This window comes from Sphingomonas sp. RB1R13 (assembly GCF_036663775.1).
GTDB lineage: Bacteria > Pseudomonadota > Alphaproteobacteria > Sphingomonadales > Sphingomonadaceae > Sphingomicrobium.
On record NZ_JAXOJM010000001.1, the window covers coordinates 815,388 to 839,407 of the forward strand.

Annotated in this window: 22 protein-coding genes; 13 read left to right on the plus strand and 9 right to left on the minus strand. The window is 66.8% G+C overall.

The genetic code is table 11. The features are described from left to right. Positions 1 to 24: 24 nt before the first annotated feature. From phhA to U1700_RS03880, 6 genes are all read right to left on the minus strand, one after another. Positions 25 to 882, minus strand: coding sequence for a phenylalanine 4-monooxygenase (gene phhA / locus U1700_RS03855; protein WP_332750306.1), 858 nt, complete (start codon positions 880 to 882; stop codon positions 25 to 27). 223 nt (positions 883 to 1,105) lie between these two features. Further along, the gene (gene aroB / locus U1700_RS03860; RefSeq protein WP_332750307.1) at positions 1,106 to 2,206 is read right to left on the minus strand and encodes a 3-dehydroquinate synthase; all 1,101 of its coding nucleotides are present in this window, start codon (positions 2,204 to 2,206) and stop codon (positions 1,106 to 1,108) included. After that, the gene (aroC, locus tag U1700_RS03865; RefSeq protein ID WP_332750309.1) at positions 2,203 to 3,288 is read right to left on the minus strand and encodes a chorismate synthase; all 1,086 of its coding nucleotides are present in this window, start codon (positions 3,286 to 3,288) and stop codon (positions 2,203 to 2,205) included. The genes aroB and aroC overlap by 4 nt, the downstream gene beginning before the upstream one ends. Continuing rightward, positions 3,285 to 3,818: a prephenate dehydratase gene (locus U1700_RS03870; RefSeq protein WP_332750311.1), complete on the minus strand. Its 534-nt coding sequence runs from the start codon at positions 3,816 to 3,818 to the stop codon at positions 3,285 to 3,287. The genes aroC and U1700_RS03870 overlap by 4 nt, the downstream gene beginning before the upstream one ends. After that, positions 3,815 to 5,113, minus strand: coding sequence for a 3-phosphoshikimate 1-carboxyvinyltransferase (gene aroA / locus U1700_RS03875; protein WP_332750312.1), 1,299 nt, complete (start codon positions 5,111 to 5,113; stop codon positions 3,815 to 3,817). Before aroA ends, U1700_RS03870 begins: the two co-directional genes overlap by 4 nt. Further along, positions 5,110 to 5,685, minus strand: a complete 576-nt coding sequence (locus tag U1700_RS03880) for a chorismate mutase (protein ID WP_332750314.1) — start codon at positions 5,683 to 5,685, stop codon at positions 5,110 to 5,112. The genes aroA and U1700_RS03880 overlap by 4 nt, the downstream gene beginning before the upstream one ends. A gap of 80 nt (positions 5,686 to 5,765) precedes the next feature. Here U1700_RS03880 and proB point away from each other — a divergent pair, with 80 nt between their 5' ends. From proB to thrC, 5 genes are all read left to right on the plus strand, one after another. Further along, positions 5,766 to 6,926 (plus strand): glutamate 5-kinase, encoded by a 1,161-nt coding sequence (gene proB / locus U1700_RS03885; RefSeq protein WP_332750316.1) that lies wholly within the window; start codon positions 5,766 to 5,768, stop codon positions 6,924 to 6,926. Beyond that, positions 6,923 to 8,158 carry a glutamate-5-semialdehyde dehydrogenase gene (locus tag U1700_RS03890; protein WP_332750318.1) on the plus strand — a complete coding sequence of 412 codons (1,236 nt, stop codon included), beginning with the start codon at positions 6,923 to 6,925 and terminating at the stop codon, positions 8,156 to 8,158. Before proB ends, U1700_RS03890 begins: the two co-directional genes overlap by 4 nt. A gap of 373 nt (positions 8,159 to 8,531) precedes the next feature. Beyond that, a complete protein-coding gene (locus U1700_RS03895; RefSeq protein WP_332750320.1) occupies positions 8,532 to 10,280 on the plus strand; it encodes a homoserine dehydrogenase in 1,749 nt (582 codons plus the stop codon). A 1-nt stretch (position 10,281) separates the two neighbouring features. Further along, positions 10,282 to 11,226: a homoserine kinase gene (locus tag U1700_RS03900; RefSeq protein WP_332750322.1), complete on the plus strand. Its 945-nt coding sequence runs from the start codon at positions 10,282 to 10,284 to the stop codon at positions 11,224 to 11,226. Continuing rightward, the gene (gene thrC, locus U1700_RS03905) at positions 11,226 to 12,518 is read left to right on the plus strand and encodes a threonine synthase (protein ID WP_332750323.1); all 1,293 of its coding nucleotides are present in this window, start codon (positions 11,226 to 11,228) and stop codon (positions 12,516 to 12,518) included. Before U1700_RS03900 ends, thrC begins: the two co-directional genes overlap by 1 nt. Here thrC and ilvD read toward each other — a convergent pair. Then, positions 12,515 to 14,209 carry a dihydroxy-acid dehydratase gene (gene ilvD, locus U1700_RS03910; RefSeq protein ID WP_332750325.1) on the minus strand — a complete coding sequence of 565 codons (1,695 nt, stop codon included), beginning with the start codon at positions 14,207 to 14,209 and terminating at the stop codon, positions 12,515 to 12,517. The genes thrC and ilvD overlap by 4 nt on opposite strands. Positions 14,210 to 14,613: 404 nt before the next feature. On the opposite strand from ilvD, the gene ilvC reads away from it, so the two are divergent. From ilvC to leuD, 7 genes are read left to right on the plus strand one after another with little or no spacing between them, the layout of a single operon-like run. Further along, positions 14,614 to 15,654, plus strand: a complete 1,041-nt coding sequence (gene ilvC, locus U1700_RS03915; RefSeq protein ID WP_332750326.1) for a ketol-acid reductoisomerase — start codon at positions 14,614 to 14,616, stop codon at positions 15,652 to 15,654. Continuing rightward, on the plus strand, positions 15,654 to 17,360 hold the full coding sequence (gene ilvG / locus U1700_RS03920) for an acetolactate synthase 2 catalytic subunit (protein ID WP_332750328.1): 1,707 nt from the start codon (positions 15,654 to 15,656) through the stop codon (positions 17,358 to 17,360). Before ilvC ends, ilvG begins: the two co-directional genes overlap by 1 nt. Continuing rightward, the gene (locus tag U1700_RS03925) at positions 17,357 to 17,611 is read left to right on the plus strand and encodes an ACT domain-containing protein (RefSeq protein ID WP_332750330.1); all 255 of its coding nucleotides are present in this window, start codon (positions 17,357 to 17,359) and stop codon (positions 17,609 to 17,611) included. Before ilvG ends, U1700_RS03925 begins: the two co-directional genes overlap by 4 nt. After that, a complete protein-coding gene (locus U1700_RS03930) occupies positions 17,608 to 19,218 on the plus strand; it encodes a 2-isopropylmalate synthase (RefSeq protein ID WP_332750331.1) in 1,611 nt (536 codons plus the stop codon). Before U1700_RS03925 ends, U1700_RS03930 begins: the two co-directional genes overlap by 4 nt. Before the next feature lie 3 nt (positions 19,219 to 19,221). Then, positions 19,222 to 20,301, plus strand: coding sequence for a 3-isopropylmalate dehydrogenase (gene leuB, locus U1700_RS03935; RefSeq protein WP_332750333.1), 1,080 nt, complete (start codon positions 19,222 to 19,224; stop codon positions 20,299 to 20,301). Continuing rightward, complete coding sequence (gene leuC, locus U1700_RS03940) at positions 20,298 to 21,725, plus strand: 3-isopropylmalate dehydratase large subunit (RefSeq protein WP_332750335.1); 1,428 nt, start codon at positions 20,298 to 20,300, stop codon at positions 21,723 to 21,725. Before leuB ends, leuC begins: the two co-directional genes overlap by 4 nt. Then, the gene (gene leuD, locus U1700_RS03945) at positions 21,722 to 22,282 is read left to right on the plus strand and encodes a 3-isopropylmalate dehydratase small subunit (protein WP_332750336.1); all 561 of its coding nucleotides are present in this window, start codon (positions 21,722 to 21,724) and stop codon (positions 22,280 to 22,282) included. The genes leuC and leuD overlap by 4 nt, the downstream gene beginning before the upstream one ends. Before the next feature lie 288 nt (positions 22,283 to 22,570). On the opposite strand, the gene U1700_RS03950 is transcribed toward leuD, so the two are convergent. Continuing rightward, positions 22,571 to 22,813, minus strand: a complete 243-nt coding sequence (locus tag U1700_RS03950; RefSeq protein ID WP_332750338.1) for a hypothetical protein — start codon at positions 22,811 to 22,813, stop codon at positions 22,571 to 22,573. On the opposite strand from U1700_RS03950, the gene U1700_RS03955 reads away from it, so the two are divergent. Then, positions 22,807 to 23,073 carry a hypothetical protein gene (locus U1700_RS03955; protein WP_332750340.1) on the plus strand — a complete coding sequence of 89 codons (267 nt, stop codon included), beginning with the start codon at positions 22,807 to 22,809 and terminating at the stop codon, positions 23,071 to 23,073. The genes U1700_RS03950 and U1700_RS03955 overlap by 7 nt on opposite strands. A 195-nt stretch (positions 23,074 to 23,268) precedes the next feature. Here the strand turns inward: U1700_RS03955 and U1700_RS03960 are convergent, their stop codons facing one another. Beyond that, positions 23,269 to 23,964: a GntR family transcriptional regulator gene (locus tag U1700_RS03960; protein WP_332750342.1), complete on the minus strand. Its 696-nt coding sequence runs from the start codon at positions 23,962 to 23,964 to the stop codon at positions 23,269 to 23,271. Between the last annotated feature and the right edge of the window lie 56 nt (positions 23,965 to 24,020).

The following is a 24,020-nucleotide window of genomic DNA, read 5'->3' on the forward strand; positions in this document are numbered from 1 at the left end:
TCAGCGGTCCCGCCGCCCGTGGCCTCAGGCGGCGAGCAAGCGATCCGCAGGATCGACGTCGCCTGCCGCAATCTCCGGCATTCCGTCGAGGGCGGCATAAATTGCCGGCAAGTCGTTGCGCTGAACCAGGTCGAGAACGTCCGAAAACCGGTCGATCACAAAGTAATTCTGCTGGAACGCATCGGTGCGATACCGCGTGCGCAGCACCCGTTTCAAATCGAAGCCGAAGCGTTTGGGAACATCGCTTTCAAGGCTGTAATGCGCCTCGCCAAAGCTCGACAAAATCCCCGCGCCATAAATCTTCAGATCGCCATCCTCGCGGCACAGCCCGAACTCGACCGTGTACCAGTAGAGTCGCGCCAGCCGGTCGAGCGAGCCATGCGCCAACGCCTCCAGCCCAAGGTGCCCCAGCGCCTGCATGAAGTCGGCAACCTCGGGCTGGGCGAGCATCGGGACATGACCGAACACATCGTGGAACACGTCGGGCTCTTCGAGATAATCGAGCTGGTCGAGCTTGCGGATGAAATTGCCCGCGGGGAACCGCCGCTCGCTCAGGTGCCGGAAAAACACATCGTCGGGCACCACGCCGGGCACCGACACGACGGTCCAGTTGCTACGCTTGTGAAGCCGCTCGTTGAGCTCCTCGAGGTCGGGCACGCCGGGATGGCTCAGGCTCAGGACGTCAAGCCCTTCCTCGAACGACGCCGTCGCCTTGCCGTGGAGCAGGTCCCGCTGCCGCGCGAATAATGTATCCCAAACCTGATGATCGACCGCAGTCAGTTCATCCCACTTTTGCGGCACGGTCCAGTCGGCATTGACCCCCGGCGGCGGGGTCGGCGATGCCAGCGCGCCATGCTTGGGACTGTTCGACTGATCGGTCATGCGGGTTACTCTCGGGCTGTTAGACAATAAAAAACCCCACCGGGGCGATCCTGGCGGGGTTCGAACTCAGCGGCGGAAAGCGCGCGTCAGTCGATGCCCACCAGGCACAGATAATAGGGCTTATAGCCATCGGCTTTACGCGCAGCGCTGCTACGTTTGGCAGCGATAGTCGAGGCGAACGCGGTGGTCATACCCCGCCCATATAGGTGCCAACGGGATCCCGTCAAGGTTTAGCGCTCCCATCCAGAAACCCCTCGACCTCGGCCAGCTCGACCGACTTGTCGACGAACGCCTGCCCGATCCCGTGCGCCAGGATGAACGGCAATCGCCCGCCCTCCTTCTTCTTGTCGGTCATCATTGCCGCGACCAGCTCGGCCCCCGACGCCTCGACCCCCGCCTCGCGTAATCCCGCCGGAAGCCCAACCCGCGCCAGATGCGCCCGCACCCGCGCCGCATCCTCGGCGCTGCACAGCCCGCGCGACGCCGAAAAATCAAACGCCAGCGCGCACCCCGCCGCCACCGCCTCGCCGTGAAACAGCCGGTCCGAAAACCCCGTCGCGGCCTCCAGCGCATGGCCGAACGTATGCCCCAGATTGAGCAACGCCCGCCGCCCCCTGGTCTCGCGCTCATCCTCGGCGACGACCCTGGCCTTGCCCGCCACGGCGGTCGCGATCGCATGGACCCGTGCCTCGGCCTCCCCGGCAATCACCGCCGCGCCATTTGCCTCGAGCCACTCGAAGAACCCCGGATCCTCGATCAGCGCATATTTGACGATTTCGGCATAGCCCGCCGCGACATGGCGCGGGTCGAGGGTGGCGGTCGCCGCCGGATCGATCAGCACAAGCTCGGGCTGGTGAAACGCCCCGACGAGGTTCTTGCCCGCCGCAACATTGATCGCGGTCTTGCCCCCCACCGAGCTGTCGACCTGCGCCAGCAACGACGTCGGCACCTGCACATAGCCACAGCCTCGATTGACGATCCCCGCCGCGAACCCGGCGAGGTCCCCGATCACCCCGCCGCCAAGCGCGACGACATGATCGCGTCGCTCGATCCCCAGCGCGAGCAGCTGGTCGATCAGAGTCGACAACCCCGCCCAACTCTTGCTGACCTCGCCCGCGGGCATCACGATCGTCGCCGCCTCGAGCCCGCCAAGCCCCGCCACGAACGTGTCGCCCAGCGCCGCCCACACATTCTCGTCGGTCACCACGACCAGCCGCCCATTGCGCGCGAAGGGGAAGAGTTTTGCTCCCGCCCGGCCCAAAAGCCCGTCCTCGATCACGACATCATAGCTGCGATTGCCGAGCGCAACCGGAATGATGGTCATTGCCCACACTGCCCGCGATGAAGCAATTTCTGGTCGGCCAGCACCAGCGCCATCATCGCCTCGACCACCGGTGCGCCGCGGATCGCGACACACGGATCATGCCGCCCCCTGGTGACAATCTCGGTTTCCTTGCCCTCGCGGTCGATCGTCTCGACCGGGGTCAAGATCGACGAGGTCGGCTTGAACCCCACCCGCACCACCACCGGCTGCCCGGTCGAAATTCCGCCCGCGATCCCGCCGGCGTGATTGGCGAGGAAGCTTGGACCATCACTTCCGCCCCCCCCGATCTTGGCACGCATGGGATCGGCATTCTCCTCCCCGCGCAACCGCGAGGCATCGAACCCGTCACCGATCTCGACCCCCTTGACCGCGTTGATCGACATGCACGCACTGGCGAGCTCGGCATCGAGCTTGGCATAAAGCGGCGCTCCCCATCCCGCCGGCACCCCGGTCGCGACGCACTCGATCACCGCGCCCAGCGACGATCCCGCTTTCCGCGCCGCATCGAGCGCAACTTCCCACCGTGCCGCCGCCGCAGCATCGGGGCAGTAAAAGGGATTGGCCGCAATCTGGTCCGCGTCAAACGCCGCCCGGTCGATCCGGTCCCCACCCATCTCAACGAGGTAAGCCAATATCGACACCTCGGGCAAAACCAGCCGCGCGACCGCTCCCGCCGCGACCCGTGACGCCGTCTCGCGGGCACTGCTCCGCCCACCCCCGCGCCAGTCGCGATGGCCATATTTGGCGTCATAGCTATAGTCGGCATGACCCGGACGATACGCCTTGGCGACCTCCGCATAATCCTTCGAGCGCTGGTCGACATTGTCGATCATCAGCGAAATCGGCGTCCCTGTCGTCCGCCCTTCGAACACCCCCGACAGGATCCGCACCTGGTCGGGCTCCTGTCGCTGCGTTGTGAAGCGCGACGTCCCCGGTCGGCGCTTGTCGAGCCACGGCTGCACGTCGCCCTCCGACAGCATTATCCCCGGCGGACAACCGTCGACGATCGCCCCGATCGCCGGCCCATGGCTTTCGCCCCAGGTCGAAAAGCGAAACATCCGCCCAAAGCTGTTGACGCTCACGCCGCCACCTTCCCAATCAGCGCAAACCGCGTCCGATTGTCAGGATCGTCGTGAAGATCGCGCTTCAGCACCGCCAGCCCATAGGCTTCGGCCGCCGCTTCCGACGCCAGCACGCCCTTGTCGCGCCGGTCGAGCGCCGCCGCCGCAACCGCCGTATTGGCCGCTTCCTCGGTCGCGATCCCCAGTGCGGCCAGATGCTCGGCACATTGCGCCAGTGCGACGGGATGCGATGCGATCATCCGCACTTCATCCAGCGTGACGCCGGGAAGCGCAAGCAAATGCACCCGCACCGCGACTTCGCGCTCCTCGATCACCTCGATCCGCGCATCGGCCAGCAGCGCCGCCACCCCCGGCACCTTGCCCACGCGCCCGTTCGATACCGGCAGCACGCCAAGCTCGACCGCCGACGACGCCACCGCCTCGACCACTGCGGTAAAGCTGGCAAAGGCAATCTGGACCTGATCGGGGGCGAACAGGCTTGCTGCCTCGTGGGCAAACGCCCCCGGGGCGCCGGCATAGCCGATCGTCATTCGATCCGACCTCCAAGAGAGCGCATCAGTTCGGCATAGCCCGGGAAACTGGTCGCGATCGTCGCCGTCCCCGTCACCTGCACCGGCTTGGCCGACGCCATCCCCAGGGTCAGGAAACTCATCGCAATGCGGTGGTCGTGATTGGCGTCGATCACCGCGCCGCCGCGGGGAGGACCGCCAAGCCCCTCGATCACCAGGCTGTCCCCGTCCTCGCGCGCATCGACCCCGCACGCCACCAGCCCGGCGATGATCGCCGCCAGCCGGTCGCTTTCCTTGACCCGCAGTTCGGCCAGCCCGTGCATCACGCTTTGCCCGCTCGCAAACGCCGCCGCGACGGCCAGGATCGGATATTCGTCGATCATGCTCGCCGATCGCTCCGCTGGCACCGTCACGCCGCGCAAGTTACTGAACTTGGATGTAATATCCCCGACCCGCTCGCCGCCAAAGTCGCGCTCGTTGGCGATGGTGAGATTCGCCCCCATCTCGACCAAAGTCGTGAACAGCCCCGTCCTCAGCGGGTTCAACATCACCCCCGTCACAGTTAGTTTCGCCCCCGGAACGACCAGCGCCGCGACCAGTGCAAAAGCGGCCGAAGAGGGGTCCCCCGGAATCGCCACAAGGCACGCAAAAAGCTCACGTTTTTCACCCAGCGATACCGTGTCCGACCGTGTCGCTACTTCGGCCCCGAACGCCCGCAGCATATTCTCGCTATGGTCGCGGGTCGGCATCGGCTCGACCACCTCGACCGCCCCGCTTGCCCTGAGCCCGGCGAAGAGGATCGCCGACTTGACCTGCGCCGACGCCTTGGTGTTGACGAAGCGCAGCCCGTTGAGATTGCCGCCATGGATGGTCAGCGGCATCCGGTCGCCGTCGCTCGCCTCGACCCCGGCGCCCATGTCGCGCAGCGGTCCCAGCACGCGCCCCATCGGCCGACCGCTCAAACTCTCGTCGCCGGTGAAGGTGACCGAGATGGGAAAGCCCGCCGCCGCCCCCATCAGCAGGCGCGCGCCTGTCCCGCTATTGCCACAATAAACCTCGCCCTCGGGCGACCGCCACTCGCACCCCTCGACCCGCCACTCGCCGCCGCCGGTGCGCTCGACCTTCGCCCCGAGCGCCGTCACCGCCTGCGCGGTGTGCAACACATCCTCGCCCTCGAGCAGACCCGTGATGTGCGTCACTCCCGCCGCCAGCCCGCCGAGGATCAGCGCGCGGTGCGACATCGACTTGTCCCCCGGCACCGCAATCGTCCCGCCAAGCGGACCCGACGCGCGCGCCGTCAATTGCTCGCCGCTCACGCGACGATATCCTTCAACGCCGCACAGTCCTCGTCAGGGATATCAGCCTCGGCCATGCGTCCCGCAAGCAACGCGCGCCCTTCTTTTGGCCCGATCACTCCGAACAGCGCCACCCCCGGCGGCAAATCGCGCCACCACGCCGCGCCGTCCAACTCGATCAGCGCGACCACTTCGCCACCCGCCGCCGCCGACAAGGCTTCTGCCGGCGATCCCGCCTCGACGATCGGAGTGACCCGCCCGAACCGCTCGCGCGCCGCCTCGCGCAGCGCCACCGCCGCAGTCGGGGCGTAAAGCCGAACCTCCATCTTCGCCTGGCTCTGGCGACTATGCGCCATCAGCTCGCGCCAGACATGGGCGATCAGGGCTTCACTCGCGATCGTCGCCTTGCCCGCCAGCCGCGCGACAATCGCCCCCTCGCGCTTGGGCCGAAGCTTCAGCAAGCCGTCATCGCCCTTGAGCCGCGCAACTTCGCTCGCCACCGCCATCCGCCGCTCGAGTATTTCAAGCAACGCATCGTCGAGCGCATCGATCTCGTCGCGCAGGTCGGTCAGGTTTGGCGGTACATCGGTCATCGTTCCGCCGCCTTCCCGGTGAGGCCGCGCATTGTCAAGTTGGGATCCCGTCGCCATGAGGCGGGATGAAAGGAGCGCGCGTGACTCGGTCGTCCATAATATCCGCCCCCGCCGCGCTCGCCAGCGCGGTCCCGAACGCGCTAGCCAACGCCCGCCGGATCACCGTCAAGATCGGCTCGTCGCTGATTGTCGGCGATGACGGCGGGGTGCGCGCTGATTGGCTTGCGTCGGTCGGCAGCGATCTCGCCGCCCTGCGCGGACAGGGCAAGCAACTCCTCCTCGTCTCGTCAGGCGCAATCGCGCTCGGCCGCCGCCACCTCGGCCTGCCCGTCTCGGCTCGGCTCGATCATAAGCAAGCCGCCGCCGCCGCCGGCCAGTCGCGCCTGATGCAGGCGTGGGAGCGCGCGCTTGCCCCTCACGCCATCCCTGTCGCCCAGCTCCTCCTCACCCTTGACGACACCGAACAGCGTCGCCGCTCGCTCAATGCCCGTGCCACGCTTGAAACCCTGCTCGGGGTTGGCGCGCTGCCGGTAATCAACGAGAATGACAGCGTCGCCACCGACGAGATTCGCTATGGCGACAATGACCGCCTCTCGGCCCGCGCTGCCCAGCTGATCCACAGCGACGTGCTGATCCTGCTATCCGACGTCGACGGCCTGTTCACCGCCGACCCCGCGCGCGATCCGTCGGCCGAGCACCTGCCCCACATCGCCGCCATAACCCCCCAGATCGAGGCTCTCGCCGGGGGTGCCCGCGCGGCAGGAGTCGGCACCGGCGGCATGCGCACCAAACTCGACGCTGCTGCAATCGCCAGCGGCTTCGGCTGTGCGACGATCATCGCCAATGGCCGCGAGCTCCACCCCTTGGCCCGCCTCGCCGACGGCGCCCGCGCGACGCTCGTCGCCCCCTCGGGCTCCCCCGCTTCGGCCTACAAGGCATGGATCCGCGGCAGCCTGGCCCCCGGCGGGTCGGTCCACATCGACGCCGGCGCCGCGCGAGCCCTTACCGCAGGCAAAAGCCTTCTCCCCGCCGGGGTCACCCAGGTCGAGGGCCGCTTTGACCAGGGCAGCTGCATCCGCATCCTGGATCCTGCCGGGACCGAGATTGCGCGCGGCATCGCGGCCTATTCCGCCGTCGAGGCGCAGGCCATCCAAGGCCGCCCGAGCGCCGACATCGCGACCCGCCTCGGCTATTCGCGCTGCGACGAACTCATCCATCGTGACGATCTGGTGATGCTATGACCGACCTTTCCGACCAGATGCTCCTCCTCGGCGCGCAGGCCAAAACTGCCGCCGACGCCCTGCGTTCGGTCCCCGCCGAACAGCGATCGGTCGGCATCGCCGCCATGGCCCGCCACATCCGTGCTGCCACCCCCGCCATCCTCGCCGCCAACAGGGCCGATGTCGCTGCCGCCACCCGGCTCGTCGATCGCCTGCGCCTCGACGAAGCCCGCATCGAAGCGATGGCCGCCTCGCTCGATATCATCGCTGGCCTGCCCGATGTCGTCGGTCAGGAACTGGCCCGCTGGACTCCCGGCAACGGGCTCGACATCGCCCGCATCCGCACCTCCATCGGGGTTATCGGCATGATCTACGAAAGCCGCCCCAACGTTACCGCCGACGCTGCCGCACTGTGCCTGCGTTCGGCCAATGTCGTCATCCTTCGCCCCGGTTCCGAAGCCTTTGCCAGCTGCGTCGCGATCAACGACGCGCTGCAAGCCGGGCTCGCCGAAGCCGGCCTCCCGCCGCATGTCGTCCAGCTCGTCCCAACCCCTGACCGCGCCGCCGTCGGCCATATGCTCGAAGGACTGGGCGGCTCGATCGAGCTGATCATCCCGCGCGGCGGCAAGCCGCTGGTCGAGCGCGTCACCAACGAATCGCGCGTTCCCACGCTCGGCCACCTCGAGGGCCTGTGTCACAGCTACGTCCACGCCGCCGCCGATCCCGCCATGGCCATCGCTATCGTCCGCAACGCCAAGATGCGCCGCACGTCGGTCTGCGGCGCGACCGAGACGCTGCTGATCGACCGCGCCGTCGCCGCAACATTGCTTCCCCAAATCGCCGCCGCCCTGACCGATTGCGAACTTCGTGGCGACGACGAAGCGCGCGCCATCGTCCCCATGGTCGCCGCAACCGATGCCGACTGGTCGTGCGAATATCTCGAACCGATCCTCGCCGTCCGCATCGTCGCTGGGCTCGACGAGGCAATCGCCCATATCCGCCGCTACGGTACCGGCCATACCGAGGCGATCATCACCGATGACGAAGCCGCCGCCAATGCTTTTCTCGACAAGGTCGACGCCGCGATCGTCCTCCACAATGCCTCGACCCAGTTCGCCGATGGCGGAGAGTTTGGTTTCGGCGGCGAAATCGGCATCGCCACGGGAAAGCTCCACGCCCGTGGTCCGGTCGGCCCCGAGCAGCTGACCAGCTTCAAATATGTCGTTCGCGGCGGGGGCCGGATTCGCCCCTAACCAAATGATCGTCATCCCGGGCTTGACCCGGGACCTGCCTAACCTCTGCGCCGGAAGAAGGCAGGTCCCGGATCAAGTCCGGGATGACGAGGCAGATCAAAAATCCGTGACCTAACCGCACCGATCACACCCAAAAACGCCAAACGGGATCCCAAATAGTGCTTTTGGCTTGACCATGGTCCGCATTTCGACGCATTGCCCTGCCCAACATGACCAACGCCGCCATCATGATGACCACGACGATTATTACCCGCCCGCGGGGGGATATCGGCTGATCATCATCTGACAGGCCGACATTTCCGACCCGCTCCCCAACCAGGCGAGCGGGTTTTTTTATGGCCCCGAACGCCGAAAAAGACGAAGGCTGACGACGATGAACCAACGCCCCGCGCCCAAGCGACTTTGCGTCCTCAAATTCGGGTCGAGCGTGCTCGAAACCGAGGGCGACTATGCCGCGGTCGCCAACGAATGCTACCGCCACGTCCGCAATGGCGAGAAGGTCGTCGCGGTCGTCTCGGCGCTGGCCGGCGAGACCGATGCTCTGCTCAACCAGGGGATGCGCGTCGGCGGCGAGCAGCCGCTGCTCCTCGCCCGCGTCGCCCGCACCGGCGAACTTCACTCGGCCGCCCTGCTCGCCCTCGCGCTCGGCCAGATCGGCGTCCGCGCGACGACGATGGACCCCCATGAAATGGGCCTTATCGCGACTGGCGATCCGCTCGATTCAACCCTCACCGGGCTCGACGCCGACGCCGTCCTCGCTACGCTCGACAGCCATGACGTGCTCGTCGTCCCCGGCTTCACTGCCGGCCACGCGACCCATGGCGTCGTCACCTTGGGCCGCGGCGGGACCGACCTTACCGCAGTCTTCTTCGCCGCCCGGCTCGACGCCCACCGCGTCCGCCTGATCAAGGATGTCGACGGCGTCTATGATCAGGACCCCGCCAAGAACCCGCTCGCCGAACGCTTTGCCCAATTGGGCTATGACGATGCCGTCCGCGTCAGCGCCGGCCTCATCCAGGAAAAAGCGATCCGCGCCGCCGCCGAAAATGATGTAATGATCGAAGTTGCGTCGATCGGCTCGGCCGAGGAAACCACCGTCGCGAAACTTCCCCTCGTCAAGTCCCTCCCCCTCCAGCGCGCCAAACTGAAAGTCGCGTTGCTCGGCTGCGGCACGGTCGGCGCAGGCGTGATGAACTATCTCCTCAACCGCTCGGACCTGTTCGTCCTCAACAAGGTATTGGTCCGCTCGCCCGATCGCCGCGACCAGCCCGTGCTCTATACCGACAGCCTCGCCGAAGCGCTCGCCGGCGAAGTCGATATCATCGTCGAGACGATGGGCGGCGCGCATGAATATGCCGATCCGCTGTGCGACGCCCTGCGCGCCGGGATCCATGTCGTCACCGCCAACAAGGCGGTCGTCGCGGCCCATTATGACGCGCTCCACGCCTGCGCCACTGCAGGCAACGCGAAGCTGCTTTACTCGGGCGCGGTCGGCGGCGGCGCCCCGGTCCTGGAGGCGGTCGCCCGGCTGGCGAGCGATCCCGGAGTCGTCGCGCTCGACGGGGTCGTCAACGGCACGGTCAACTTCCTCCTCGCCCGCCTCGCCAATGGCTGGACCTTCGACCGCGCGCTGGCCAAGGCCCAGGAACTCGGGTTCGCCGAGGCCGACCCGACCAGCGACGTCGAAGGCCATGACGCCGCCTACAAGCTGTCGCTGCTCATCCGTGACGCCATGGGAGTGGCGGTCGCCGCCGAGGACATTCCCAAGGATTCGCTGATGACCGTCACCGCCGAGGCAATCCTTGCCGCGCTCGCCAAGGGGCAGGTGCTCAAGCAGGTCAGCCGCGCGCGCCTGCTGCCCGACGGCAAGGTCGAAGCCTCGGTCCGCATCGAACCGCTGCCGATGGCACACCCGCTGGCCAAGGTCACCAATACCGAGAACAGCGTGCTGATCACCGCTGCCGACGGATCGGTCCACGAAGTCCACGGCCATGGCGCCGGGCGATGGCCGACCGCCGCCGCGGTGTTCGCTGACATCATGGACCTGCAGCGCTCGGCCCCGTGCCAGCGCGCCGCGCCGACCGCCGGATCGGGCGTCGTGCCCCTGCGGATGACCGCCTGACATGACCCAGGCGACCGCCAGCGCACCCGCCAGCATCGCAAATCTCGGCCCTGGCTTCGACATTCTCGGCCAGGCGTTCGATGCCGTGCGTGACACCGTCGTTGCGGTGCGCGAGGAAGCTTTGGGGGTCCGTCTCGGGGCGGTCACCGGCCTCGTCACGAGCCTGCCCGACAGCCCGGCGAAAAACACCGCGCTGGCGGCGGCACGGGCCGTGCTCGATGCCGCCGGGGCGCGGTTCGGCGTGCGGCTGTCGATCGACAAGGGCGTGCCGATGTCGGCCGGAATGGGCGGATCGGCGGCGTCGGCGGTAGCCGGTGCGGTCGCGGCGAATGCGTTGCTCGATCGCCCCTATTCGATTGAGGATTTATTCCCTTTCGCGCTCGAAGGCGAGCGCGTGGCGTCGGATCCGCCGCATTGGGACAATGTCATGGCGAGCCTGCTCGGCGGGCTGGTGCTGGGTGCGCGCGAGGCACCGGTCAGGCTGGCGCGGCTGCCCACGCCGGCCGGGGTGGCGTGTATCCTGTTCCACCCGGCGGCCGAGATCGAGACCAGCGGTGCGCGCAAACTTCTGGCGAAGGAAGTGCCGATGGCAACGATCGTGGAACATAGTCGGCGGCTCGCGGCGTTGATGGTCGGGTGCGTGTCGGGTGACCTGGAGCTCATCCGCTGCGGGCTGGAGGATGTGCTGATCGAACCTCAGCGCGCGCACCTCCTCCCGACCCTGCCCGCAGTCAAGGCCGCCGCCCTGGGCGCGGGCGCGCTCGGCTGCAGCTTTTCGGGGTCGGGTCCTTCGGTCTTCGCGTGGGTCCCCGACAGCGAGGCCCGCGCGGTCGAAGTCGCCATGGCCAATGCCTTTGCCGATGCCGGGCTGGAAGCGCGCGCCTATCGCGCGCCAATCGATTCGGCGGGTGCCCGGGTCGAACAGACTTCGGCGAGGGCCGCTTGATGCGTTTCACCAGCACCCGCGGCCAGTCGCCCACCGTTTCCCTGAGCGAGGCAATCCGCAATGGCGCCGCGCCCGACGGCGGATTGTATCTGCCCGAGCGCCAGATCGTGGCCGATCCCACCGCGCTCGACCCCGCGCTGTCCCTCCCCGATTTCGCCGCGCGTTTCCTCGCCCCGTTTTTCGCCGGTGACGAACTCGAGCCCGACCTTCCCGCCATTTGTACCACCGCATTCGACTTTCCGATCGAGGTTAAAACCCTCTCCGATGGCCGCCGCGTGCTTGAGCTCTTCCACGGCCCGACCGGTGCCTTCAAGGATTTCGGCGCGCGCTTCCTGATGGCCTGCCTCGACCGGCTGGGGGTTTCGAGCAAGAGTGGGCCCGCCCGCCCGCTGACCGTCCTCGCCGCAACCTCGGGCGATACCGGCGGCGCGGTCGGCTGCGCGGCCGAAGGATGTGCAGCAGTGCGCGCCGTCATCCTCTATCCCAAGGGGCGCGTCTCGCCCTTTCAGGAGCATCAGCTGACCTGCTGGAATGCCCCCGTCCGCGCGATCGAGGTCGATGGCGACTTCGACGATTGCCAGCGCCTCGCCAAGGCCGCCTTCGCCGATCCCGCGATGACGAAGGCGCTCAACCTGACCTCGGCCAACAGCATCAGCATCGGCCGGTTGATGCCGCAAATGGCCTATGTCGCTTTTGCCGCCACGCGCATTTTCGCCGAGACCGGCCACAAGCCCGGCTTCGTCATCCCGACCGGCAATCTCGGCCACGGCTTCGCTGCGCTTTATGCCCGCGCGATGGGCGCGCCGATTGGCCCGCTGCACCTCGCCACCAACGAAAATCGCACGCTCGCCGACTGGGCCGCGACCGGGCTGTACGAGCCACGCCCGTCGGTCGCGACGATCGCCAATGCGATGGACGTCGGCGCCCCAAGCAATTTCGAACGGCTGATTTCACTCCCGGTCGAACTACGCGAAGTGACCGTCGAACTCGTCACCGATGATGCGATCAAGGCGCGGATTATCGCCGACCAGAAGACCTATCTATGGTGCCCGCACTCGGCCGCCGCCGCCGAAGCCTATGCCCGCCTGCCGCAAACAATGCGCGACGACCAACCGTGGCTGATCGCGGCCACCGCGCACCCGTATAAGTTCGCCGACGTCATCGAACCCCTGACCGGCGAGACGATACCCGCCCCCCGCGCCCTCGCTGCGATCCTGTCGCGACCAAGCACCAAGGACAGCATTGGCCCGAGCCTCGCCGAGTTGGAAGCGCTGCTCTCAATTCCTGCTTAGCGATCCGCCCCGCTGGTCACCGCGCCCTGCGACGCGGAACCCACCAGCGCGGCATATTTCGCGTAAACCCCGGTCAACTGCTCGCCCTTGTCGAGCACCGGCGCTGCCTCGCGCGCGTCGAGATCGGCGTCAGTCTCGATCACCTGCCGCTCGACGTCGATCACCACCCGGTCGCCGGTGCGCAGCTTCCCAATCGGTCCGCCCTTGGCCATTTCCGGCGCGATATGCCCGACCATGAAGCCATAGGTCGCGCCCGAGAATCGCCCGTCGGTGACCAGCGCGACACTGTCGCCAAGCCCGCGCCCCTGGATTGCGGCAGTGATCGCCAGCATCTCGCGCATCCCCGGCCCCCCGACCGGCCCCTCGCCGCGGATCACGACGATGTCGCCAGGCTCGATCTCGCCATGCGTCACCGCCGCGAAACAGGCTTCCTCGCCGTCATACACCTTGGCCGGCCCATCCATCAGCATCTGCTCATGCCCCGCCAGCTTCACCACACAGCCGTCTGGCGCGATGTTCCCGAACAATACCCCGAACCCGCCGCGCTGCTTGAGCGGTTTCGCCGCAGACAGGATCACGTCCTGCCCCGGGGTCTCCTTGGCGCCCACGAAGCTTTCGAACAGCGACTTGCCCGTCACCGTCGGCGCATCGACCAGCAGCCCCGCCTCCTGCAACCGCTGGCCGAGCAAGGCCGACCCGCCTGCCGCGCTCATATCGGGCGCCATGTAACAACCGCCCGGCTTCAAGTCGGCGATCACCGGGGTCTTTCGCGACACTTCGTCGAAGATCGGTAACGCAAACTCATCCTCGCCCAGCCCCGCTTCGCGCGCGATCGCGAGCAGGTGGAGCACGAGGTTGGTCGACCCCGCCGTCGCCGACCCCGCTACCGCCGCATTGCGAAGCCCGGTCGGGGTGATCATCTGGCGCGCGTTGAGCCCCGCCTTGACCGCGGCGACCGCGATCCGCCCGGCCTCGGCCGCCGCCTCGCTCTTGGCTGGAGCAACGGCAGGAATATCGTTCAGTCCGATCGGCGAAAGGCCCAGGAAGGTCATCGCCAGCGCCATCGTGTTGGCCGTGAACTGCCCGCCGCACGCCCCCGCCCCGGGGCATGCCGCCTGTTCGATTTCGGCCAGTTCGGCGTCGTTGATCTTGCCGCTGCTGTGCGCGCCGACCGCTTCGAACACATCCTGGATGGTCAGCTTGCGGTCGCCCAGCCGCCCCGGCATGATCGATCCGCCGTACAAGATGACGCTCGGCAAATCCATTCGCGCCGCCGCCATCGCTGCCGCCGGGATCGTCTTGTCGCAGCCGACCAGGAACACCACCCCGTCAAGGCTGTGCCCGCGCACCGCCAGTTCGGCCGAATCGGCGATCACTTCGCGGCTGATGAGCGAGGCGCGCATCCCCTTGGTGCCCATCGCGATGCCATCGGTCACGACGATCGTGTTGAAGTCGACCGGGGTCCCGCCCGCTTCCAGGATCCCGCGCCGGACATGTTCGGCAAGAGCGCGCAAATGCATGTTGCACGGCGTCACCGTCGACCAGCTGTTGACGATCGCGATCATCGGCTTCGACAGCGCCTCGGCGTCATAGCCGGCGGCGTGGAGCATGGCCCTGGCGGGGGCACGGGCCGGCCCTTCGACCAATTCGCGGGACGGCCAATTTGGGGAAACCGGGTCTTCGGGCGTCATGGAAATTCCAGTCTTTTGAAGGCAAGTTTGGGACACAATGGCCGCCCCCGGGCCACCGCTGCGCCCACTCCATAACCTCCAAAAATGCCGCCACAAGAGCGAATGTCCTTGAATCCTTGCTCGCTATCGGCATAGGGAGAGGGCGAACGGGATCCCGACATGGATTCCGCAAGGGGATGATTCGCGACCGTGATGACGAAGTTGGCCACCGACGAGACACTGAGCGGGGCCCCGGCCGCGATCCTCGACGTGCGCCTGCTCCTTACGCTCGTACTTATCCCCTCGCAGTGCGGGGCGGCGATCGGCTGATCGGTTCGACAGGAACCGGACAAGACCGACCCCCGCTCCCCCCGGAGCGGGGGTTTAATTTTATCTACGATATTGGTTCAACAGGAGATCATACGGTGGAACGGATTTATACCGAAAGCGACGTCAACCAGGCCGCCCTCAAGGGCCAGACGATCGCGATCATCGGCTATGGCAGCCAGGGCCGGGCCCACGCCCGCAACCTGCGCGATAGCGGCCATGACGTCATCGTCGGCGCCCGCGCCGGGGGCAAGGCCGAACGTACCGCCAAGGCCGACGGCTTCCGCACCGTATCGCCCGCCGATGCCGCGAAGGAGGCAAAGCTCGTCGCGCTGCTCGCCCCAGACATGGCGCATCGCGCGTCCTACGCCGACGACATTGCCCCCAACCTCGCCCCCGGCGCGGCGCTGCTCGTCGCCCACGGCTTCTCGGTCCTCTACGGCCAGATTGCCCCGCGCGAGGACATTGACGTCATCCTGGTAGCCCCCAAGGGCCCGGGCGACCTGGTCCGCCGCGAATATGAAATCGGCCGCGGCGTGCCGGCATTGTTCGCGGTCCACCAGGACTCGACCGGGACGGCCCGCGACAAGGCGATGGCCTATGCGAGCGGCATCGGCGGGACCACCGCCGGCGCGATCGAAACGACTTTCAAGGAAGAAACCGAAACCGACCTGTTCGGTGAGCAGGCCGTGCTGTGCGGCGGCGCGTCGGAGCTCATCAACGCCGGGTTCGAAACGCTGGTCGAAGCCGGCTACAAGCCCGAAGTCGCTTACTTCGAATGCCTTCACGAACTGAAGCTGATCGTCGACCTGCTCTACGAGGGCGGGCTCGCCAAGATGCACAGCTTCATTTCCGAGACTGCCAAATACGGCGACCTCGTCTCGGGCCCGCGAGTCATCAATGCCGAGACCAAGGCGCGTATGAAGGAAGTCCTCACCGACATTCAGTCGGGCCAGTTCGCGCGCGACTGGATCGCCGAGAATGAAGCCGGCAAGAAAAATTACGACGCCATGATGCAGGCCGATCTCGACCTGCCGCTCGAAAAGGTCGGCGCCGAATTGCGCAGCCACATGGCGTGGCTCAACACCGACACCAAGGCTGCGACTGCGACTACCCAAACCGAAGCAAAGGCCGCGTAATGACCAACACCGCTCCCCGCCCTGACGACGCATCCCCGGCTCCCCAGCCTGCGCCGCTCAGCGGGGCGCGGCTGGTCGTCGAAGCGCTTGAGCGCGAAGGCGTGACCCATATCTTCGGCTATCCGGGCGGCGCGATCATGCCCGTTTATGACGCGCTGCCCGGATCTTCGCTGACTCACATCCTCGTCCGGCACGAGCAGGCTGCGGCGCTCGCCGCCGATGCCTATGGCCGCGTTACCGGCCGCCCGGGCGTGTGCCTCGCCACCTCGGGCCCCGGCGCGACCAACCTCGTCACCGGGATCGCCAACGCCTATATGGACAGCGTGCCGATGATCGCCATCACCGGCCAGGTCGCGTCCCACTTGATGGGCACAGACGCCTTCCAGGAAGTCGATATTTTCGCGATCACCCTGCCGATCGTGAAGCACAGCTATGTCATCCGCGACACCGCCGATATTCCGCGCATCTTCGCCGAAGCGTTCGAGATTGCGCGCTCGGGTCGCCCCGGGCCGGTGCTGATCGATCTGCCCAAGGACGTCACCGTCAAGACCGCGAGTCCCGCGCCCGTCACCCTGCCCGCCGCCCCGGTTGTCCCGCTCGACGCGGCCGCCATTGCCCACGCCAATGAGCTGATCGCCGCGGCCCGTCAGCCCATCCTCTATTTCGGTGGCGGTATCGGCATCGCCCGCGCCGAGCAGGCCCTGCGCCATTTCTCTGCCCGCACCCGCATCCCCTCGGTCGCGACCCTGCGCGGGCTGGGCGCGATCCCGACCGACACCGGCAGCTACCTCGGCATGCTGGGCATGCACGGCACTCGCGGCGCCAATGTCGCGATCGACAATTGCGACCTGCTGATCTGCGTCGGCGCGCGCTTCGACGACCGCGCCACGGGCAAGCTCGACACGTTTGCGCCCAATGCCAGGGTCATCCATCTCGACGGTGACCCCGCTGAAATCGGCAAGCTGCGCCGCCCCGAAGTCGCGCTCGCCGGTGACCTCACGACCATCCTCGACGCGCTCACCGCCGCTCCCGCCGACGCCGAAAGCTGGCGCGACCAGTGCGCCGCGCAAAAGACATTGTGGGCCAACAAATATGACGCCCCCGGCAATGGCGTCTATGCGCCGGCACTGCTCAAGACTCTGTCCGAACGCGCCGGTGACAAGGCGATCTTCACCTGCGACGTCGGCCAGCACCAGATGTGGGTCGCGCAGCATTGCCGCTTCGTCCGCCCCCAGGCGCACCTCACCAGCGCCGGGCTCGGCACGATGGGCTATGGCATTCCCGCCGGCATGGGCGCGCTGATCGCCGAGCCCGACGCAACCGTCATCACCGTTTCGGGCGACGGCTCGATCATGATGAACATCCACGAGCTGGCGACGCTTCGCCGCTACCGCCTGCCACTCAAGATCGTCCTGCTCGACAACAGCCAGCTGGGCATGGTCCGTCAATGGCAGGAATTGTTCTTCGACGAGAATTTCTCCGAAATCGACCTCAGCGACAACCCCGATTTCGCCGAAGTCGCGCGCTCGTTCGGGATAGAGGCATTCACTGTCGATCACCGCTCAGACGTTGACGGCGCGATCGACCGGTTGCTGGCGACCAGCGGACCCGTCCTGTGCCACGTCCGCATCGACCCGCGCGAGAATGTCTGGCCCTTGGTCCCGCCCAATTCGTCCAACGTCCAGATGATGGAGACCCGCTGGTGACCGAGCCGTCTCGAATCACGATCCGCTTCGCGCCTGGCGAGGGCGCGATCGGGCGGATCGTCGGGCTGGTTGAGCGGCGCGGCTTCGAATGTCGCGCGATGACCATGACCGAGGCCGATAGCACGACCGCCGCCATGACCCTCGACCTCGTGGCCCGTGACGCCAGTCGCCGGCTCGATGTCCTCGACCTCCAGTTACAGCGCCTCATTGGCGTCACCTCCGTCACAGTTCCGTCAGGATCCGTCCAATGACCGATATCGCCGCCCCCGACCGCGTCCGCATCTTCGACACCACGCTGCGCGACGGCGAGCAGGCGCCGGGCTTCTCGATGAACGAGGATGCCAAGCTGCGCATGGCGCGCGCGCTGGCCGAGCTTCGCGTCGATGTCATCGAGGCCGGGTTCGCCGCCGCTTCGCCGGGCGATTTCGCGTCGATCGAACGGATCGCGCGCGACATCCATGGCCCGATTATCTGCAGCCTGTCGCGCGCCACTCGCGGCGATGTCGAAGCCTCGGCGCGCGCCCTCGCTCCCGCCGCCAAAAAGCGCATCCACGTCTTTCTCGGCACCAGCCCGATCCACCGCGACTTCAAGCTTCACATGAGCCGCGAGACGGTACTCGAACATATCCGCTCTTCAGTCGCCCACGCCCGGAGCCTGGCCGACGATGTCGAATTTTCGGCCGAGGACGCGATCCGCACCGAGCGCGACTATCTCGTCGAATGCCTGTCCGCCGCTGCCGCCGCCGGCGCCACCACGCTCAACGTCCCCGACACCGTCGGCTACACCACCCCCGACGAGATTTTCGACCTGTTCCAGTTCCTCGCCCAGCATGTCAACCGCTCGTCCGAAACCATCTTCTCGACCCATTGCCACGACGATCTCGGCATGGCCGTCGCCAACAGCCTCGCGGCGATCCGCGGCGGCGCGCGCCAGGTCGAATGCGCCGTCAACGGCATCGGCGAGCGCGCCGGCAATTGCGCGCTCGAGGATGTCGTCATGGCGCTCAAGACCCGCGCCGACACCTTCCGAGTAACCACCGGGGTGGACACGAAGCGGATCATGGCCGCCAGCCACACGCTGGCTCAGGTCACCAACTCGCCACCCCCGCGCAACAAGTCGATCGTCGGGGCCAACGCATTCGCGCATGAATCCGGCATCCACCAGCATGGCATGCTCCAGAATCCGGAAACCTACGAGATCATGAAACCCGAAGACATCGGCCTCGCTGCCGAAGGCATCATCCTTGGCAAGCACAGCGGCCGCCACGCGCTCGCCGCGCGTGCCAAGGCGCTTGGCTTCATCCTCGACGGCGATCGCCTCGACCGCGCCTTCACCGCCTTCAAGACCGTCGCCGACGAGATTGGCATCGTCGACTCCGCACGCCTCCTCTCGCTGCTCAGCGGCATCGACAGCGGCGCGCCTGAACGGCTGTGGAAATTGAACAAGGTCGACATTCGCTCGCCCGTTTCGGCCACCGCCTGGCCGGTCGCGCGGATCGAGCTTGAACATGGCGAGCGCGGTCGCGTCACGGACATTGCCTCGGCCCCCGGCGCGCTCGACGCCGCCTTCCTCGCGGTCTCGCAAATGATGAACATCCCCGCCCGCGTCGACCAGCTCGACATGCAATACATCGCGATCGACGCCGACGATCCCGCCCCCGACGGGCAGGGCGCCAATGTGCTGACCGAAATCACGCTTGAAGTGGACGGCGAACTGTTCGCCGGACGCGCGCGGGGTCGTGACATCTTGCCCTGCTTCGTCTCGGCCTACATCGACGCGGCCAGCAATGCCGAAGCGGTGCGCAATGTCCGCAGCAGACCCGAGGCCATCCAGCACGCCACCCCGCAGGCGGCCTGAGCGATGAACATCGTCGTCCTGCCCGGTGACGGCATCGGGCCCGAAGTCGCGGACGTCGCGGTAGCCTGCCTGATGGCGGTGGCGAAGGCACGCGGCCTCGATCTCGCCTTCGACCATCACGACTTCGGCGGCATCGCGATCGACCGTCACGGCGACCCCCTTCCCCCCGCTACGCTTGCCGCCTGCAAAGGCGCCGATGCGATCCTGATGGGCGCGGTCGGCGGGCCCAAGTGGGACGACGCCCCGCGCCGCCCCGAACAGGGCCTGCTCGCGCTGCGCAGCGAACTCGGCCTGTTCGCCAATTTGCGCCCCGCCCGCATCATCCCCGGGCTCGAGCATCTTTCACCGCTTAAGCCCGAAATCGCCACCGGCGCCGACGTCCTCGTCGTGCGCGAACTCATCGGCGGGCTCTATTTCGGCGAGAAATCACTGTCCGACGATGACGCCTCCGACCTGTGCGCCTACTCGCGCCCCGAGATAGAGCGCATCGCCCACATTGCCTTCGCCGCCGCCCGCGCCCGCCGCGGCAAGCTGACCTCGGTCGACAAGGCCAATGTCCTGGCCACCTCGAAATTGTGGCGCCGTGTCGTCACCGAATTGTCGGCCCAATACCCCGACGTCGCGCTCGACCATCTCTATGTCGATGCCGCCGCGATGGCGATTGTCACCTCGCCGACCCGCTTCGACGTCATCCTGACCGAAAACCTGTTCGGCGACATTCTCTCCGACGAGCTGTCGGTCATCGGCGGCTCGATCGGCCTGCTCGGCTCTTCGTCGAGCGGCGCGCCCGGCACCCCCGCCTTGTTCGAGCCGATCCATGGTTCGGCCCCGGACATCGCCGGGCAGAACCGCGCCAACCCGGGCGGGATGATCGCCAGCGCGGCACTGATGCTTGGCCATCTCGGCCATGGCGACGAGGCCGCGCTGCTCACCGACGCGCTCGATGCGACCCTGCTTCATGGCACCCGTACTAGCGACCTTGGCGGCTATTCGAGCTGCTCCGACTTCGGCACCGCAGTCCTCGCCGAACTTGCCGATGCGCTGGCCGACCGTGATCGACCAAGCACGCAGGCCGCCGCATGACCCCGCGCACGCTCTACGACAAGATTTGGGACGCACACGTCGTCGAGGCGCGCGCCGACGGCACCGACCTCGTCTACATCGACCGTCACCTCGTCCATGAAGTGACCAGCCCGCAAGCCTTCGAGGGCCTGCGCCGCGCCAACCGCCGCGTCCGCCGCCCCGACCTCACGCTCGCTGTCCCCGACCATAATATCCCGACCACCGCCCGCGTCGACTTGGCCGGCAATCGCGTCGCCATCGCCGACACCGCCAGCGCCACCCAGCTGTCCGCGCTCACCACCAACGTCGCCGAATTTGGCGTCCCCTACATCGACGATCTCGACGCCCGCCAGGGCATTGTCCACGTCGTCGGCCCCGAACAGGGCTTCACCTTGCCCGGCACCACCGTCGTCTGCGGCGACAGCCACACCGCGGCGCACGGCGCGCTGGGCGCACTCGCCTTCGGCATCGGCACGAGCGAAGTCGAACATGTCCTCGCCACGCAAACCCTGCTCCTGAAACGCTCGAAGACGCTCGACGTCCGGGTCGACGGCGCGCTCGGCTTCGGCGTCTCGGCGAAGGACGTAATCCTCGCCATCATCGGCAAGCTGGGGGTCGCGGGCGGCGCCGGCCATGTCATCGAATATCGCGGCTCGACCTTCGACGCGATGACCATCGAACAGCGGCTGACCGTCGCCAACATGTCGATCGAGGCCGGTGCCCGCTCCGGCCTGTTCGCCCCCGACGACACGACCTTCGCCTATCTCAAGGGTCGTCCGATGGCCCCGTCCGGCCCCGCTTGGGATGCCGCCGTCGCCCGCTGGCGTACCCTCGTCACCGATCCCGGCGCGACCTTCGACAAGACCATCGCCCTCAACGCCGCCGACATCGCCCCCAACGTCACCTGGGGCACCAGCCCCGACGAGGTCGTCGCCATCACCGGATCCATCCCCGATCCGGAAACCTTCGCCGACCCCGGCCAGCGCGCCGCCGCCGTGAAGGCCCTCGCCTACATGGGCCTTTCCCCCGGCACCCGCATGCAGGACGTCGCGGTCGAGCATATCTTCATCGGCAGCTGCACCAACAGCCGCATCGAGGATCTGCGCGCCGCCGCCGAAGTCGCCAACGGCCGCCACATCGCCCCTTCGATCCGCCAGGCGCTGGTCGTCCCCGGCTCGGGCCTCGTCAAGCGCCAGGCCGAAGCCGAGGGGCTCGACCGAATCTTCCTCGATGCCGGCTTCGAATGGCGCGAGCCCGGCTGTTCGATGTGCCTCGCGATGAACCCCGACAAGGTCCCGCCTGGCGAGCGCTGCGCCTCGACCAGCAACCGCAATTTCGTCGGCCGCCAGGGGCCCGGCGCGCGCACCCATCTGCTGTCCCCGGCAATGGCCGCCGCCGCCGCCGTCACCGGTCGCCTGACCGACGTCCGCGAGCTGATCAAGTGACCCCCGTCAACCGCATCTCGGGCCGCGCCTACCCGCTCGGCCGCGACAATATCGACACCGACGTGATCATCGCCGCCGATCACCTCAAGACGACGACGCGCAGCGGGCTCGGGAAATACGCCTTCGCCCCGATCCGTGCCGAGCCCGGCAATGTGTTCGACGACCCCGAGTTCGCCAACGCTCCGATCCTGATCGCCGGCGCCAATTTTGGCTGCGGATCGAGCCGCGAGCACGCCGCCTGGGCGATGGACGACATGGGCATCCGCGCCGTCATCGCCCCGGGCTTCTCGGACATTTTCAGCAGCAACGCCTACAAGAACGGCCTCGTCACCGTCGTCCTGCCCGCCGCCGATGTTGCCAGCCTGATGCACCTCGCCGAGCACGCCCCGGTTACCATCGACCTCGCCGACATGACCGTCACCGCCGGCAACGAACAGTTCGCTTTCACCCTCGATCCCTTCCGCCGGGCAAGCCTGATGAGCGGCCTCGACGAAATCGGCCTGACGCTGAAAAGCGAAGCGGCGATCAAGGCGTATGAGGAGCGGGTCGGGGTCTAGCAACAATGCGGACCATTAGCTGCACCCCAATTGTCGTCTGGTGATTGTCACTAGCGACCATCGCGAGTAGGTGGAGGAGTGCTTCCGCTTATCGCAATCCGCGCTGCCAACGCCGTTGGTAAGCCGTTTGGCTTCAATCCAGTTCCTCGAGCCTTCCCCAACGCGACAGCACACGGCGATAGGCGCTCATCTTTCGATGCGATCTACCAGGCCAACGGCTGGAAGTCCGCTGAGAGCCGCAGCGGGCCTGGCTCAGAAGTCCGACGCACACAGAATTACGTTAATGAGTTACGGGATTGTCTCGACCGGCTCGAAGTAGACACGGTGTTTGATGCACCCTGCGGCGACCTGAACTGGATATTGGGTGTCATGGAAGGGCGACACTATATCGGTGGCGACATTTCCCCGACCTTGATAAAAGACATTCGTCGCGCTCATCCTGAGCTTGACCTGCGAGCCTTCGACATTTGCACCGATGCATTCCCCGCCGCTGATGTCTGGCACTGCCGCGATTGCTTTTTCACTTGCCATTCGCTGACATCAAACTGGCGCTTGAGAACTTTTTGCGGTCTGGCATTCCGTACGCCTTGCTGACGACTCATCGCAGCCGAGCATTTCACCGCAACCTGGATGTTCCTGTCGGTGGATGGCGCTATCTGGATCTCGAAATGCAGCCGATTTCGCTACCCAAGCCTCTGGCCTATTTGCGCGACTATCGCATGGGTTGGGATTTTCCGCGTTATGTCGGCCTATGGAGCCGAGAACTTATACTTGCGGCTATGAGAGCTTAGCCCTCTAGCGCCGACTTACCACCCAATCCCCCGGAATTGTCGATTTTCCTGTCCTACAGGCAAGTGATGCGCCTAGCCCGACGCGATGCGCACCGATTCTCCCCTTTCCCGCTTTACGCACGCGAGCGAGCGGCAGCGAAAGGCGAGCCGAAATAACCGCTCACGAGCGCGAACATTCGTGAACATTCGCCCGCGCTACAGCGCCACGTCGCGAACATCTCCCTCGCGCGGGCCGTCGAGACCCAGCGTCTTCCTCGCCGGCGCCGAGTGGCCGCGCATCAGCATCTCCGCCAAATCGGCCTGCCCCGCCTCGATCGCGTCGACGATGGCGTGATGCTGGCGCTGGCCGGTCTGCAGGATGCCGGGAATATCCTCGGCCGGGATCCCGGTCGAGGCGACAACGCCCGGCGAGACGAACGGCACGGCATAGACCCGGTGGATCAGGTCGGCGAGCAGCGCGTCCTCCGCGGCGTCGACGATCAGCGTGTGGAAACGCAGGTTCATCGCCGCATAGGCTTCCTGCTCGTCGCGCACGATCCGCTCCTGCGCCACCACCCGGTCGCCCTCGTCGAGCACCTCGCGCAGCGCCGCGATCAATTCGGGCCCGGCACCCTTCGCTGCGATCGCCCGCGCCGCCTGGCCTTCCAGCAGGCAGCGCAATTCGGTCGCGCGGAAGCTGTCCTCGATGCTGAACCGGCGGACCGCGTAACCACGCCGCCCGACCGGTTCGAGCAACCCCTCGGCGGCGAGCGCGGGGATGACGTTGCGGACCGGAGTGCGCGACACGCCCAGCCGCTCGGCGATTGTGGCCTCGGCGACGCGGGCGCCCCCGGGAAGTTCGCCCGAAATGATCAACTGGCGAATGCGCTGCGCGACACTGGTTTCGGCCATCAGCGCGACTTTCTTGAAAACAAACGGGAAATGACACTCACCAGTATTTTGGGATC